The 13,855-nt window shown below is 67.3% G+C and carries 16 protein-coding genes; 11 read left to right on the top strand and 5 right to left on the bottom strand.

Annotated elements, in window-relative coordinates; genetic code table 11:
- Positions 1–506, bottom strand: a 506-nt coding sequence (locus tag ELQ90_RS12115) for a MarR family winged helix-turn-helix transcriptional regulator (RefSeq protein ID WP_128495534.1), incomplete at its 3' end; no start/stop codon positions are given.
- 98 nt (positions 507–604) lie between these two features.
- Here ELQ90_RS12115 and ELQ90_RS12110 point away from each other — a divergent pair.
- The 7 genes from ELQ90_RS12110 to ELQ90_RS12075 all read left to right on the top strand — a co-directional run bounded on the left by ELQ90_RS12110 (position 605) and on the right by ELQ90_RS12075 (position 6,813).
- Positions 605–1,177 carry an NADPH-dependent F420 reductase gene (locus tag ELQ90_RS12110; protein WP_128495533.1) on the top strand — a complete coding sequence of 191 codons (573 nt, stop codon included), beginning with the start codon at positions 605–607 and terminating at the stop codon, positions 1,175–1,177.
- A gap of 71 nt (positions 1,178–1,248) precedes the next feature.
- Positions 1,249–2,163 carry a VOC family protein gene (locus ELQ90_RS12105; RefSeq protein WP_128495532.1) on the top strand — a complete coding sequence of 305 codons (915 nt, stop codon included), beginning with the start codon at positions 1,249–1,251 and terminating at the stop codon, positions 2,161–2,163.
- Positions 2,160–2,813, top strand: a complete 654-nt coding sequence (locus ELQ90_RS12100; protein WP_128495531.1) for an alpha/beta hydrolase — start codon at positions 2,160–2,162, stop codon at positions 2,811–2,813. Before ELQ90_RS12105 ends, ELQ90_RS12100 begins: the two co-directional genes overlap by 4 nt.
- A complete protein-coding gene (locus ELQ90_RS12095; protein WP_128495530.1) occupies positions 2,813–3,850 on the top strand; it encodes an LLM class flavin-dependent oxidoreductase in 1,038 nt (345 codons plus the stop codon). Before ELQ90_RS12100 ends, ELQ90_RS12095 begins: the two co-directional genes overlap by 1 nt.
- Positions 3,851–4,115: 265 nt before the next feature.
- Entirely contained in the window at positions 4,116–5,687 is a 1,572-nt protein-coding gene (locus ELQ90_RS12085) for an SNIPE associated domain-containing protein (protein WP_424980815.1), read from the top strand.
- A gap of 94 nt (positions 5,688–5,781) precedes the next feature.
- Positions 5,782–6,240: a hypothetical protein gene (locus tag ELQ90_RS12080; RefSeq protein WP_128495528.1), complete on the top strand. Its 459-nt coding sequence runs from the start codon at positions 5,782–5,784 to the stop codon at positions 6,238–6,240.
- Between the two features lie 93 nt (positions 6,241–6,333).
- Positions 6,334–6,813, top strand: coding sequence for a hypothetical protein (locus tag ELQ90_RS12075; RefSeq protein WP_128495527.1), 480 nt, complete (start codon positions 6,334–6,336; stop codon positions 6,811–6,813).
- 192 nt (positions 6,814–7,005) lie between these two features.
- Here ELQ90_RS12075 and ykgO read toward each other — a convergent pair whose 3' ends face one another.
- On the bottom strand, positions 7,006–7,128 hold the full coding sequence (gene ykgO, locus ELQ90_RS12070; protein ID WP_128495526.1) for a type B 50S ribosomal protein L36: 123 nt from the start codon (positions 7,126–7,128) through the stop codon (positions 7,006–7,008).
- 47 nt (positions 7,129–7,175) lie between these two features.
- Here ykgO and ELQ90_RS12065 point away from each other — a divergent pair, with 47 nt between their 5' ends.
- Together ELQ90_RS12065 and ELQ90_RS16650 are read left to right on the top strand one after the other, a co-directional pair.
- Complete coding sequence (locus tag ELQ90_RS12065; RefSeq protein ID WP_128495525.1) at positions 7,176–8,252, top strand: GTP-binding protein; 1,077 nt, start codon at positions 7,176–7,178, stop codon at positions 8,250–8,252.
- A gap of 290 nt (positions 8,253–8,542) precedes the next feature.
- A complete protein-coding gene (locus tag ELQ90_RS16650) occupies positions 8,543–8,695 on the top strand; it encodes a hypothetical protein (protein ID WP_166409016.1) in 153 nt (50 codons plus the stop codon).
- 36 nt (positions 8,696–8,731) lie between these two features.
- Here ELQ90_RS16650 and ELQ90_RS12060 read toward each other — a convergent pair whose 3' ends face one another.
- Both ELQ90_RS12060 and ppk2 read right to left on the bottom strand, forming a co-directional pair.
- A complete protein-coding gene (locus ELQ90_RS12060; RefSeq protein ID WP_128495524.1) occupies positions 8,732–10,354 on the bottom strand; it encodes a glycerophosphodiester phosphodiesterase family protein in 1,623 nt (540 codons plus the stop codon).
- A 150-nt stretch (positions 10,355–10,504) separates the two neighbouring features.
- The gene (gene ppk2, locus ELQ90_RS12055; protein ID WP_243696151.1) at positions 10,505–11,323 is read right to left on the bottom strand and encodes a polyphosphate kinase 2; all 819 of its coding nucleotides are present in this window, start codon (positions 11,321–11,323) and stop codon (positions 10,505–10,507) included.
- A 217-nt stretch (positions 11,324–11,540) separates the two neighbouring features.
- Here ppk2 and ELQ90_RS12050 point away from each other — a divergent pair, with 217 nt between their 5' ends.
- Both ELQ90_RS12050 and ELQ90_RS12045 read left to right on the top strand, forming a co-directional pair.
- Positions 11,541–12,434: a DUF808 domain-containing protein gene (locus ELQ90_RS12050; protein WP_128495522.1), complete on the top strand. Its 894-nt coding sequence runs from the start codon at positions 11,541–11,543 to the stop codon at positions 12,432–12,434.
- Positions 12,435–12,523: 89 nt separating this feature from the next.
- Positions 12,524–13,132: a flavodoxin family protein gene (locus ELQ90_RS12045; protein WP_128495521.1), complete on the top strand. Its 609-nt coding sequence runs from the start codon at positions 12,524–12,526 to the stop codon at positions 13,130–13,132.
- Positions 13,133–13,285: 153 nt separating this feature from the next.
- Here the strand turns inward: ELQ90_RS12045 and ELQ90_RS12040 are convergent, their stop codons facing one another.
- Positions 13,286–13,651 carry a DUF7882 family protein gene (locus ELQ90_RS12040; protein WP_128495520.1) on the bottom strand — a complete coding sequence of 122 codons (366 nt, stop codon included), beginning with the start codon at positions 13,649–13,651 and terminating at the stop codon, positions 13,286–13,288.
- Positions 13,652–13,855: the final 204 nt, after the last annotated feature.

The raw sequence follows: 13,855 nt of genomic DNA, 5'->3' as shown, positions 1-13,855 counted from the left end.
TCGCCGATGGTGCTCGGCTCGTCGTGCGCCGCGGAGGCGAGCATCTTTCCGTCCGGATCGAGTCTCGTCAGGAGAGCGGCGGAGATTGCCGACAGCTGCGAGACCTGATCCGCCGTCAATGCGTCGATCACCATGGCGCGCACGTTCTCGACATGCCCGGGAGCCGAGGCGACGACCTTCTTCCAGCCGGCCTCGGTCAGCTCGATGTTCGTCGCCCGCTTGTCCTCGGCGCACGGGTACCGAGTGACGAAGCCGCGGTCGGCGAGCCGACTGATGACTTTCGAGAGCCGCGGCAGCGACGCGTTCGTCCGCGCGGCGAGTGCGGAGGACCGCAGCACGCGTCCCGGTGCCTCCGAGAGCATCGCGAGAGTGAAGTAGTCGAAGTGCGTGAGCGACGCGTCGTGCGTCAACTGTGCATCGAGTGCAGCGGGTAGTAGTTCGAGCACGGCGGAGAATCGGACCCACGCTTCTCGTTCGGGGTCGCTCAGCCATCGGGTATCCGTCATGGAACCATTCTATCCAAAAGGTTGCATCTACAAGCATTTCGTCGTACATTAGTTGTACCGACAATCATTTGGCCCTCGGGTCACGAAGGAGCAACAGCATGAGCACCGTCACCATCTTCGGAACCGGCAACATGGGAACCGCCATCGCAGGAGTCGTCGCCGCCGGCGGCGCATCGGTCCAGCACATCGGTCCGGATGAGACCGCGACGATCCAGGGCGAGGTCGTCGTTCTCGCCGTGCCGTACGCCGCGCTCGCCCCGATCGCCGCCGCGTACGCCGACCAGCTCGAGGGCAAGATCGTCGTCGACATCACGAACCCTCTCGACTTCGAGACGTTCGACGCCCTGGTCGTCCCCGTCGGCAGCTCCGCCGCCGCCGAGCTCGCGGCCCTCGTCCCCGGCGCGAAGGTCCTCAAGGCCTTCAACACGACGTTCGCCGGCACCCTCGCCGCAAAGAAGGTCGGACCCGTGGACACGACCGTCCTCATCGCCGGCGACGACGCGGACGCCAAGGGCACCCTCGCGGCCCTCGTGTCCGCAGGCGGCGTGAAGGCCATCGATGCCGGATCGCTCAAGCGGGCTCACGAGCTCGAAGCGCTCGGCTTCCTGCAGCTCACCCTCGCCGCCGGCGAGAAGGTCAGCTGGACCGGCGGCTTCGGCGTCATCAACTGAACCCGTCCCCTCCGTCCCGACGAGACCGCCGGGACGGAGGGGCTCCTCATCTCCAGGAAGAAGACACCGCCATGACCACGTCTCCCGCGGAGGACATCCTCGCTGCCGACACCACGATGGGAGCCGTGACCCTCCGGGTCGGCGACCTCGAGTCGATGTCCGGCTACTACTCGCAGGCGTTCGCGATGGAGCCTCTCGAGGAGAGCAGCCGCGGAGGGGAGATCCACCGCGTGCTCGGCCGCGGTCGTACGCCGCTCGTGAAGCTCGTGCACACGCCCGGTCTCCCCGGAGTCGATCCGCGTCAGGCCGGCCTCTTCCACACCGCGTTCCTCTTCGAGGACGCCGCAAGTCTCGCCGCGACCGTCTATCGTGCGGCACAGCTGCCCTCGAGTCGGTTCGCCGGATCGAGCGACCACCTCGTCAGCGAGGCCTTCTACTTCACCGACCCGGAGGGGAACGGCGTGGAACTGTACACGGACCGCGATCGATCCGTGTGGATCCACGACGGTCCTGAGATCCGGATGGCCACCGCGTATCTCGACCCGAATGCGTATCTCCGGGAGCACCTCACCCAGAGCGCCCTCGACGCCGGACCGGGTCTCGCCGGCCGCGTCGGGCACGTGCACCTCCAGGTCGGCGACGTCGACACGGCCAGGGCTTTCTACGTCGATGCGTTGGGCTTCGAGACGACCCAGACGTCGTACCCGGGCGCATTGTTCGCCTCGGCCGGCGGATACCACCACCACGTCGCGATGAACGTCTGGAACAGCCGAGGCGCTGGACCGCGAGCTGCGAGCCTCGGGCTCGGCGACGTCTCGATCACCGTTCCCGCCCGGCAGGAACTCGAGGCACTCGAAGGCCGTCTCGCGTTCCGCTCGGTGCCGTTCTCGTCGGACGGGCGTTCCGTCGTCGTGACCGATCCGTGGGGTACCCGGGTCACGATCGCGCTTCCCGACGTCACGACCGAGGAGGTGCTCGCACGATGAGCGCATCACAACTTCAGGCTGAGCGTTCACGCGAGTGGACGTCCGCGATCGGCTCGACGTCGGCTGTCGCCGTCTTCCTCCACGGGTACGGATCGAACGAGCACGACCTGACCGGGCTCGCATCGGCCCTCGGGCTCACCCTTCCGTGGGTGTCGCTCCGTGCACCGGTCGAGATCGGCGGCGGGGGAGCAGCCTGGTTCACCATCACGAGGCCCGGTGACCCCGACGCCCTACCTGTCGAGGAGGCCACGGCCGCGATCTGGGCATGGGTCGACGAGAACATCCCGAGCGCGGTGAAGATCGTCCCGATCGGCTTCTCGCAGGGCGGGCTCATGGCGAGTCAGCTGCTGCGCACCCGACCCGATCGGGTCGTCGCGCCGGTCGTGCTCGGCGGATTCGTGCTCGGCGCGCCGCAACCCGCCGACGGCGCCCTCGAGTCCGACCGTCCGGCCGCTTTCTGGGGTCGAGGCGCTGAGGACCGCGTCATCACGACCGCGGCCGTCGAGCGGACCGCGACATTCCTCCCTCAGCACAGCTCCCTCGTCGCGCGCGTGTACCCCGGACTTGCACACGGCATCAGCTCAGAGGAACTCGCGGACGTCCGTGATTTTCTCATCACGCACCTCGGCGTGGACGCCGTCTCACGCTGATGGACCTCGTCGAACCGTTCGAGATCGGTGTCTTCACCTTCGGTGAGCTGACCAAGGACGCCGCCGGGCGACCGATCGACCCTGCTCGGCGCTTGGCCGATGTCCTCGAGTGGGCGCGGGTGGCCGACGAAGCCGGGCTCGACGTCTTCGGCGTCGGAGAACACCACCGTGACGACTTCGCGATCACTTCGCCACAGATGGTGCTCTCGGCCATCGCCGCGCAGACCAGCCGGATCCGGTTGACGAGCACGGTAACCGTGTTGTCGAGCTCCGACCCCGTGCGCGTCTTCGAGGACTTCGCGACACTCGACCTCCTGAGCGGCGGCCGCGCGGAGATCACGGCGGGGCGCGGGGCGTACGTCGAATCCTTCCCGCTGTTCGGTCAGGCGCTCGAACGCTACGACGAGTACTTCGAGGACCGCTTGGACCTGCTACTGCGCATCCGTTCGAGGAATCCGGTCACATGGTCGGGGACGACGCGCCCTCCGCTCGACGACGCCGGCATCTGGCCGCGTCCTCTGCAGGACGAGCTCCCGATCTGGATCGCCGTCGGCGGTACGCCGGCGTCCGTCGTCCGAGCAGCGACGAAAGGACTGCCCCTGTACCTCGCGATCCTCGGAGCTCCGGAACGGTTCGCGCCGCTCGCCGACCTGTACAGGACGTCCGCCCGTCAGGCGGGTCGTGAGCCGAACCGCATCGCGGTCACGTCGCACTTCTACGCGGAGCCGACATCTCAGGGCGCCCGCGACACGTTCTTCCCGCACTACTCGTCGTACATCGAGCAGAACATGCCGAGGACGGGCCGGCTCGATCGTCAAGCGCTGGACGCCTGGGCGGGGCCGCGAGGTGCGCTCTTCGCCGGCAGCCCGGCCGAGATCGTCGACAAGATCCTCTGGGAGCACGAGATCCTCGGGCACACGCGGTTCCTCGCCCAGGTCGGACTCGGGGGGCTCTCTCGACGGGACACGCTCGCCTCGATCGAACTGCTCGCCACGGAGATCCTGCCGGCGGTGCGCGCGGAACTCGCCGTCCGATGAGATGAGTGCGCCGTCGGCTTGAGCAAACCCAAGTAGGCCTCGATGCGAGTACCGTTTCGTCGTCGTCGTCGTCGTCGTCGTCGTCGTCGTCGTCGTCGTCGTCGTCGCCGTCGCCGCCGCCGCCGCCGCCGCCATCTTCTTCATCAATTGCTCGGGGCCAGCTCAGGCCGGACTCCGTGAAAGCGCCTGCCACCTCCTGGGGCAGAAAGCACGTACTCGGGCTGCCCAAACAAATCGATAAGTCAAGCTTCGGACGATCGGACCTGTGCCCATCATCGGGGAGTACACAAGCGCGCCGGTAGCTTCTACCGTGGATGATTCAGCTCATCGAAAGGTCGCCGTGTCCGTCGTCGCAAATTGGTATCCGGATCCGCACAACCCTGCGTTCGTTCGCTACTGGGACGGGAACCAGTGGACTCAGCACGTTGCTCCGCGACAGGGGGCGACCCCTGCGGCTCAGGCCCAACCGGTCGCTGCTCCTCGACCAGCGTCCCCGCAGCCCGGACAACAGCGCGTGTCGCAGCCGCCCCAGCCGGCTCGAATGTCTCTTACTCAGCCTCAGAACACTCAGCCGAATCGACACGATCAGCGTGTTCCGACGTTCGGCGCGAAGAAGTTCGCGGAACAACTGCAGGAGGAGAACGCGTACCTGCGCTCGATCATCAGCCAGTACGCCCTCGATGACACGATCGAATCGGAGCGTCGTAAGGGGGAGCTTCAGGGGCAGGTTGACAGCTCACGCCGGGACCTCGCGGCCGTGACGGAGCAGGTGGTCGGCGCGCGCGGCGAACTCGCGCGTCTCAGTGAACAGATTGTCGGCGCGCGCCATACGATCGACCTTCAGGGGCTCGGCATCTTCGACTACGAGCACCCCGCCGAGTCGTCGACCGTGCTCGCGACGCAGCTGGAGGCGCTGCGCGGCCGTATCAAGCAGACGGTTCGTGACGGTGGTGCCACCAGCGCGACCACTCAGTTCACGTTCAACAACTCGGTGGCGAAGGGGAAGAAGTTCGTCAGCGACATGTCGAAGTTGCTCCTTCGTGGCTACAACGCGGAAGCCGAGAACTGCGTCAAGTCAGTGCGTGCGGGCAACCTCGCAACCGCTCAGAAGCGACTCTCGACGGTCGTCGATCAGATCGCGCGTCAGGGGACCATGATTGATCTCCACATCACGCCCCAATACCACGAGCTTCGTCTTCACGAACTCGAACTTGCCGCTCGTCACCTTCAGACGGTTCAGCGGGAGAAGGAGCTCGAACGCGAACGGCGCGAGGAGCTTCGAGAGCAACGGAAAGCGGAGCAGGAGCTCGCTCGTGAGCAGGAGAAGCTCAACAAGGAGAAGTCGCACTACCTCTCCACGATCGCGGTCCTGCAGGCGAACGGTGACGAGGCGGGTGTCGCCCGACTCCAGGCGCAGCTCGCCGACGTCGAACGTGCGCTCGCCGATGTCGACTACCGTGCGGCAAATATCCGCGCAGGCCACGTCTACGTGATCTCGAACGTCGGCGCATTCGGGCGCGACATGGTGAAGATCGGTATGACTCGCCGCCTCGAGCCGATGGATCGTGTGACGGAACTCGGTGACGCATCGGTGCCGTTCCGATTCGACGTCCACGCGCTCTTCTTCGCCCAGGACGCAGTGAGCGTGGAGGCGGCCCTCCACCGGCGCTTCGCCGAACGTCGCGTCAACAAGGTCAACCTGCGCCGGGAGTTCTTCCGGGTCACACCGGATGAGGTCCTTGAAGCGATCCGCGATGAACAGATTGAGATCGTCGAGTTCTCCGTTGACGTGGCCGGCGAGGAGTATCTAGCCAGCGCTGCGAGTGGCACTGCTTAGGTCGCAAGGGTGTGGTACCCAGACCTTGCCGGTGACGGCGTCGTGAGGCTGCTGAGCACGGATTCTCGGCTTACCAGTCCGCTACGCTCGGGCCGTGGTTGCTGACGATGTTCCCAGCCGTATTGCAGTCCATCGAGAGCAATCGCGCTCGTGGGTGGAGGTGGCGCAATCTGCTCGCGTCATGCGCGACCTATTGACGGAGACGCCATCGGCCATCGATGGGTCGCCATTCAAGGTAATCGACCAGGACTTGCCGCAGTCGTGCGAAGTGTGGTGCCGCTCCTACCTTTCCTCCGCACTCGAACACCTTGGTATGTGGGCCGACTTCGTCGCGCCGCTGACCTTCCATCCCGACGGACTGTGCGCCACGAGGCACGTCCAGCTCAGACGCTGGCCCGCGCGGCGCTCGAGTCCGCGTCTCAAGCGGTATGGGTCATGGCCGCGCGAGATCCACGTGAAGTGCTTCGGCGGCATCTCTCGCTCCGTCCTTGCTGACTGGGCGGAGCAACGGAAAGCCGAGGTAGACCCGGAGCGCAAGGCAGGCCTCAAATAACAGCGGCTCGATCTGCTCGGCATTCTTGAGAGCCACCGTATTCAAGTCGATGACCCGTCCTACCTGACGCTCGTCACAGAGGCAGCCCATGAAGTGCGGACCAAGTTTTCTAATGGTGACCTCGGCGATTCGGCGCACGTCGAACGCCTGTGGCGCGCATCTGCAGGCTCGGCACACGGGAAGATGTGGCCGTCACCGGAACTGCGAGTCACCGTCGATATCGACGGGCGGCCGTTCTCGTTCCCGGACGCCGACGCGATGTCCGCAATCCTCGTGCTCGCCAACAAGGCCGCGCAATACGGTGTGTTCCGCTTCATCGACTACGCGGGCCATGAGCCGCAACTCGCAGACCGCCTGCGAGAAATCACTCTTCACTGGTACGCGCGCATTCCAAAGATCGCAGGTGCTCCTGAGCGACTCGAGGATGTTCCCGGGTACCCGCCCGACGCAACCCACATCGCTACTCCGGACCGCGACCAGCAGTGGCCGGCCCCGTTCCCCGAGCCTTTTGGCGTGCCCATATTTTGCCCACAATCGGAGCGCCGCGAACCGGCAGCTAGCTCCATGGCGTGACCGCCGAACCTTCAATCGCGGCCGTCGACGTGATGACTGCCTCTAGTTCGTGCCCTCGCATAGGGTTCAAATCCCACCGTCACCGCCACCACGAAGTCCCCGGTAGCCCTGATTCCTCAGGTGCGACCGGGGACTTTCGTCATGACGAGCGAGGCGACTCGTGGCATTGTGCCTTCCCGTGCGTGACAGCCGTCAGCCCTGGCGCGCCTTGAAACGCGGGTTGAGCTTGTTGATGACGAACACGCGTCCGCGACGGCGGACGACCTGAGCGCCCGGCATCTTCTTGAGCGACTTGATGGAATTGCGAACCTTCATGGCGATCCTCTCGTATTGATAACTATTATTAATTAGAGTAGTCCGTCATGGGACCTTTCGAGAACAACGTCGGACGCACGCGGTCACGCTCCGGGCTGGCTCTCACGCTCGTGAGTGCCACGGACGTCCGGGATGCGACGGAGGTCGCGACGGCTTTTGCAGGCGTCCGGCCTCCGGCGCCGGACCGACACGTCGAGACGGACGGCGACGACAGTGGCGACTTCGGCCTGCACCTCGCCGAGACCGTCTTCGCCAGCGCGGACGCGGGGGTGACGGGGGAGACCGTCGTCGTCCTGGAACCGAGCGCCGACGTGATGGAGGTCGCGCTCGTCTGCGAATACGTCCTGACGCGACGCGAGGCGCACGAGGTGCCCGTCCTCCTGCGGGAGGTGATCGCCGTCTCGTCGGTGCGCGAGATCCTCGACCGGTTCCTCGAGATCGGCGACGCTCCTTCCGATGTCGTCGACGACGCTCCCGAACGGCTCGCCGCGCGACTTGAGTTCGCCTCGACCATCGTCCTGGCCGATCTCGAGGATGCCCCGGGTGACGCCCGGGCCGCTCTCGCGCTGGCCCTCGTGGAGCGGCTGAACCCGACAGCGACCGTGACCGCCGTCGACGGGGTCGTGTGGCTCCGGTCCCTGCCGATCGCACGGACGGAGACGCGGGCGCATCGCATCGGAGCGCACATGGGGTGGCAGCTCGAGCTCTCCTCGGACGGGCCCAACAGCTCGGGGCTCGTCGAAGCGGCCGTCTTCCGTGACCCACGTCCGTTCCACCCGACCCGCCTCGCGACAGCGATCGCGACGGAACTGACACCGAGCAGGATCGGACGCATCCTGCGTTCGAAGGGTCTCGTCCGCCTCGCGAGCAGACCCGAGCGCGTCGGCTCGTGGTCGAGCGCCGGCGACCTCCTCAGCCTCGATCCCACCGGGATGACGAGCTGGGACCCGGACTCGCCGGCCGGCCAGGAGATCGTGTTCTTCGGTCACCGCCTCGAGTCCGAGCTGCTCACGGACGTCCTCAGCCGGTGTCTGCTCACGCCCGAGGAGCTTCTCGAGGGGGCCGGCGTGTGGCGGTCGTACTCCGATCCGTTCCCCGCGTGGGGTGACACGCACCACCACTGATTCGCACCAGATCCGGATCGACGATCAGGACGTCGAAGAGGCGCCGGGCGTTGCGGCGCGCCGACACGCTTGCGCTCACGCCTCGACCTCTGCCGGTGGTCCCTCCGTCGACGGGATGGGGCACAACTATCCGAATTGCGTGTCGGGTGAATGGTGGACAAAGCGGATCGACTTGTCTATCCTCGTGATTCGTCGTCCGGAGACCAGGTCTCCGGATGGACCGACGATCTGTCACGCCCCAGAGTGCGGGACAGGGCGACGACGTACCGTGACCCTCGAGGAGGAACAGGATGGACGACCAGAACCCTCGAACAGCTGCCGAGCCCCACGACGCCGGCGCGCGCCGCAGCGTCTTCGCGCGCGCGGGGCAGGGCGCGGAGTTCGTCGATCTCGACGCCTGCGACCTGATCGGAGCGGGCGCCATCGCCGACATCGCCAGCTGATGCCGTCGGCTGACGGCGGACCGCCCGGTCCGCGGCTCAGCCTCGTGACCGCTCCTCGCCGCCCCCCGCCAGTACGGGGGAGTCAATGCGGTCCGTGACGATCCCGTCCACGCCCATGTCGAGCAATGTCAGCATGTCGAGGTCGTCGTTGACCGTCCACGCATAGAGAGGCGCGCGCCTCGAGTGCGCGTCGGCGACCATGTCGGGAGTGATCGAGGCCTGCTCGACGACGAAGAAGTCGGCGCCGATCGCGGGCAGGCGGCCCGAGTACATCGCCAGTGTGAGTCCCGTCCGAAGTCCCGGATGGATGCGCTCGACGGCGCGGACGGTCTCGGCGTCGAGGGAGTGGAACAGGTTCCGGCCGTCGAGCGCGCCGAGCGCGTCGAGTTCACGGAGCGCGTCCTCGACGAACCCGTCCGCCTCGTGTCCCGTCACCTTGAACTCGACGAGGAGAGGCATCCCGAGTTCGATCGCTCGCTCCACGTACTCCGTCATCGTGGGGATGCTGTCGGAGCGTCCGTGCATCGTCACGGTCGTCGCCGTGGCCTCCTCCGTCGACATGTCGTAGAGGTTGCGATCGAGCCCCGCGAGGATCAGGAGGTTCGTGTCGTGCGCCGCGACGAAACCGCCGTCCGCTGTCTGCTGAACGTCGACCTCCACGACGTCGGCCCCGCGGCGTGCGGCCGCCTCGAGTCCGGAGATCGTGTTCTCGGGTCCGCCGCGGTCGTAGCCGCGGTGCGCGATGACGAGCGGATCGTCGGATTCCCCGGCCGTCGCGCTCGACGTCACGACGGCCCCCGAGATCGCGAGGGCCGCGATGCTCGCGACGACGACGACGGCCGCCGGTCGGGCCGATGCGGACCGAGCCGTCCGCGGCCGGGGTGTGCCGCGTCGGTTCACGACGAGCGAGAGCGCGACGGTGTAGGCGCCGACGATCGAGAGGAGCGCGGAGATCAGCGTGTCACCGGGAGGCAGCAGAGCGGAGAGGGCGACGACGACGGCGACTCTGTACGCGGGGCCGACGAGGTGCCGGGCCGACGACCAGCGGAAGGAGCGGATGGAACGGTGCGACGACACGGAGCGCCCGGCCCTCCGCTCCCGCGAGAGGAGGACGACGGTCCCGAACGACGCGGCCGCGATCGCCGCCATCGCCAGGCCCCAGAGGGCGCCGGAGAGTGGAGCCTTCAGAAACTCCCGCGCGATGAAGGGAGGCACGGAGAGATCCTCCGTGAGCGGGGTGAACACGGCGAAACCGGCGAGCGGGGTGAGCAGCGCGAGGGGAACGGCGATGAGCGCGGTTCCGTCGCGCACGCGGCTCGCGAGTGCTCTCCACGATCGGGCGGTGACGAGCCCGATGGTCGCCCGTCCCTCCTCGACGCTCGCCGCCGCCGCTACGACGAGGGCCGTCCAGGCGGCCGCCGCTCCGGCGGCGAGGAGCAGGGCCGTCCCGCCGAGCGCCCACGACGGGGGAGACGACAGGAGCGCCGGAAACGAGTCGGGTGACACCGCGGGGACACCGGCCGCGACGGCTGCGTGCTGCAGGAGGACCAGGAGCACGGGCTTCAGGACGACGACCGCCGCGACGTACGCCCCGCACAGGAGAAGCCACAGACGCACGGGTGTCCGTGTGAGCAGTTCGATCTCCTCCCGCAGCACCATCGTCCCTCCTCCGCGTCGAGTCGTGCACCCGGTCTCTAACGATCACTCGCGCGGCGTTCGAGCGAGAATCCCCTTGACGTGGAGGAGGGTCCCCTGACATGGAGGGGGCAGGAGCCCGGAACGAGGAAGCGCGGGCCGCGCTCGGGCACCCTACAGGGACCCGGCGTGATCCGGCACGAAGCGATGATCGTCGATCGGCGGCCGGACGGTCCCCGCGGCGGCCGGACGGTCGGGGAAGTGCACCTCGTCCGGATCGAGTCGGTCGTAGGGGATCTGACTCAGCAGGTGGCTGATCGTGTTGATGCGCGCCGCGCGCTTGTCGTCGCTATTGATCGTCCACCAGGGCGCGGCCTCGTGGTCCGTCACATCGAACATCGCATCCTTCGCGGAGGAGTAGTCCTCCCACTTCGTGATCGACAGCAGATCCGTCTCGGACAGCTTCCACCGCCGCATCGGGTCGTTGAGGCGCGAGCGGAACCGCTTCTCCTGCTCCGTGTCGGAGACGGAGTACCAGTACTTCAGCACGATGATCCCGTCGTCGACGAGCATCTGCTCGACCGTCGGCACCTGGGCGAGGAAGCGGTCGTACTCCTCGTCCGTGCAATAACCCATGACCTTCTCGACGCCCGCCCGGTTGTACCAGGATCGGTCCATGAGCACGATCTCGCCCGTCGTGGGCAGCCGCTCGATGTAGCGCTGGAAGTACCACTGGCCCTTCTCGCGCTCCGACGGCCGGGGGAGGGCCACGACTCGCGCGCTCCGCGGATTGAGGTACTGCATGACGCGCTTGATCGCGCCGCCTTTGCCGGCCGCGTCGCGGCCCTCGAAGATCACGAGGACTCGAGCGCCGGACGCCGTGATCCACTGCTGCATGCTCACGAGTTCGGTCTGAAGTCGCCGCAGCTCCTTCTCGTAGGCCTTCTTGTCGACGCGCTTCTGCTTCTTCTTGCTGGACTTCTTGTCAGACACGGACGTCTTCCTGGTGTGGTGTCGCGTGGATGGAGCCACCCGGGCGGGTCTGCCGAGGCTACGCGTGATCCCGTCCGATGCCGCGGGGTTGCGCCCGGCCGATAGCAGCCGAGCAGAGCTGGACGGTGCTCCCGACCGGACGCCTCGGGTACGGTTGTCGAGCGACACCCGTATCCCGGAGTGGCGACGAACCCCACGGAATCCCGAGGAGAAGCACATGTCGGTCGGTCTGCTCGCCGTCGTCGATGACATCCTGACCGCTGCGCTCAAGGCGAGCGCGAAGACCGCTGGCGTCGTGATCGACGACGCCGCCGTCACACCGCAGTACGTGCAGGGCATCACACCTGCCCGCGAGCTCCCCGTCGTGTGGAAGATCGCGCTCGGGAGCCTCGTCAACAAGTTCGTCATCATCATCCCGATCGCGCTGCTGCTCACGGCCTTCGCACCGTGGGTGCTCCCGTTCCTCCTCATCATCGGCGGTGCGTTCCTGTGCTTCGAGGGTGCCGAGAAGGTGCTCGAGTGGTTCGGGGTGCACCACGAGTCGGTCGACGACGGTCCGCGTGACGAGAAGAAGCTCGTCTTCGGCGCGATCCGCACCGACCTGATCCTGAGCACGGAGATCATGCTCATCGCCCTCACGGGTCTGCCGCAGGAGTTCAGCATCTGGATGACGCTCGGGGCGCTCCTGGTGATCGGCCTCGGGATGACGCTGCTCGTCTACGGTGCCGTCGCCCTGCTCGTCAAGATCGACGACGTCGGTCTCCGGCTCATGAAGAGCGAGTCGCGCCAGGTACGGCGGACAGGTGCGCGCGTGGTGGCGTCGATGCCCGCCGTGTTCCGGGTCATCAGCATCGTCGGAACGGTCGCGATGCTGTGGGTGGGCGGGCACCTCGTGATCGCCAACCTCGCCGAGACGTTCTGGCACGGACCGTACGACGTCGTGCACGCCGTCACCCACGCCATCGAGGCGACAGGCCCCGTCGTCATCTGGATCGTCGACACCGCGATGTCGGCCGTCTTCGGGTTGGCCCTCGGTCTCGTCATCGTCGGCGTCCTGATGGGCATCTCGCGCCTCACGGAGCGCGGCGAGGCGGTCGGCGCCACCCACTGACCCGACGCGGCCGGCCGCTCGCCATGGCTACTGCCGGGCATGAGCGCAACGGGACGCGCGAGGATCGTGAAATTCGTATCGTGGTGCACATGTCTCTCACTGCACTCGTCCTCAATTGCTCCCTCAAGCCGACCCCGGCGCCCTCCAGCACCGAGAAGCTCGCCGGTGAAGTGCTCGCGGCGCTCGCCGGATTCGGCGTCACGGGCCATCAGGTCCGCGTCGTCGATGCGGACGTGCGACCGGGTGTCGAGAAGGACATGGGCGCGGGCGACGAGTGGCCGGCGATCCGCGAGCAGGTGCTCGCCGCCGACATCCTCGTGCTCGCGACGCCCACCTGGATGGGACATATGTCGAGCGTCGCCTCGCGGGTCCTCGAGCGCCTCGACGCCGAGCTCTCCGAGACGGACGACGCCGGCCGCCCTCACCTGTTCGGCAAGGTCGCGGTCGCGGTCGTCGTTGGCAACGAGGACGGCGCGCACAAGATCACCGCGGATTTCTTCCAAGCCCTCAACGACGTGGGGTACACGATCCCGGCTCAGGGCGGCGTGTACTGGAACGGCGAGGCGATGCAGAGCGTCGACTACAACGACCTCGACGCCGTTCCCGAAGCGGTCGCGTCGCAGACGCAGACCGTTGCGCGCAACGCGGCGCACCTCGCCGCGGTCCTGACGGACCGTCCCTACCCGCCGGCGTCGTAGCGCCACGGGACGGGTCGCCGCGGCCAGCGACGCGGCGACCGCCCACACCACTCGGCGAGGGTGGGATGCTCGGACCATGACGCACGGTGATTCGACGACGGCCCCAATCCCACCGGATGGTGGAAGCGGGGCCGCCGAGGTGAGCGCGAAGGGTCAGGCCAGCGCGGTCACGGGCGCGAGGTTCTCGTCGGTGGCGCGTGCCGTGGCGAAGGACGCGTCGGTCCCCGGTTCCTGCGCCAGGACGACGCCGCCTACGGAGTAGGACTGCTGCATGAGGTCTTCGAGCCACGAGCGGTTGAGGCTCTGCGAGACGCTCGCGTCGTAGTCGAACTCGAGCGGGGAGGACGGCGAGAGCCACACGGTGCGGCGGCGGCGCTCGCCGCCGCGCTCGAGGACGAAGGTGAGGAGGAGGCTCTCCTGGCGGCGGAACCGCTGCGCGATGATGTGCTGGAGATGGGCGAGCTGACGGTCGTCGATCTCGAGCGTCGTGGCGGTCGTGCCGTACGTGAACGTGGCCATGGGGACTTCCTTCCGAAGGGACGGTCGCATCGAGTGCGACCGTCTCGGTCTGTGCGTTGTGGCGGGGGACGCGGATCGCGTCTGCGGGGCGGGATCGCGGACCGGGTGAGCGGCATGCTCTCGACGAGCACGGCATGACGGGAACGCGTGGGACGGTGCGAGAGACAGCACCGGGTCGTACGGAGGAGCCGCGACCAGCAGGAG

Source organism: Labedella phragmitis, assembly GCF_004078635.1.
Lineage (GTDB): Bacteria > Actinomycetota > Actinomycetes > Actinomycetales > Microbacteriaceae > Labedella > Labedella phragmitis.
Note: the sequence above shows the minus strand (reverse complement) of the source record. Positions and strands in the feature narration are given on the sequence as shown.

Excerpts from the sequence above, each read along its gene's own strand:
- ELQ90_RS12110 (WP_128495533.1), top strand. The coding sequence starts at position 605 with ATGAGCACCGTCACCATCTTCGGAACCGGCAACATGGGAACCGCCATC.
- ELQ90_RS12105 (WP_128495532.1), top strand. The coding sequence starts at position 1,249 with ATGACCACGTCTCCCGCGGAGGACATCCTCGCTGCCGACACCACGATG.
- ELQ90_RS12100 (WP_128495531.1), top strand. The coding sequence starts at position 2,160 with ATGAGCGCATCACAACTTCAGGCTGAGCGTTCACGCGAGTGGACGTCC.
- ELQ90_RS12095 (WP_128495530.1), top strand. The coding sequence starts at position 2,813 with ATGGACCTCGTCGAACCGTTCGAGATCGGTGTCTTCACCTTCGGTGAG.
- ykgO (WP_128495526.1), bottom strand. The coding sequence starts at position 7,128 with ATGAAGGTTCGCAATTCCATCAAGTCGCTCAAGAAGATGCCGGGCGCT.
- ELQ90_RS12065 (WP_128495525.1), top strand. The coding sequence starts at position 7,176 with ATGGGACCTTTCGAGAACAACGTCGGACGCACGCGGTCACGCTCCGGG.
- ELQ90_RS16650 (WP_166409016.1), top strand. The coding sequence starts at position 8,543 with ATGGACGACCAGAACCCTCGAACAGCTGCCGAGCCCCACGACGCCGGC.
- ELQ90_RS12060 (WP_128495524.1), bottom strand. The coding sequence starts at position 10,354 with ATGGTGCTGCGGGAGGAGATCGAACTGCTCACACGGACACCCGTGCGT.
- ELQ90_RS12050 (WP_128495522.1), top strand. The coding sequence starts at position 11,541 with ATGTCGGTCGGTCTGCTCGCCGTCGTCGATGACATCCTGACCGCTGCG.
- ELQ90_RS12045 (WP_128495521.1), top strand. The coding sequence starts at position 12,524 with ATGTCTCTCACTGCACTCGTCCTCAATTGCTCCCTCAAGCCGACCCCG.
- ELQ90_RS12040 (WP_128495520.1), bottom strand. The coding sequence starts at position 13,651 with ATGGCCACGTTCACGTACGGCACGACCGCCACGACGCTCGAGATCGAC.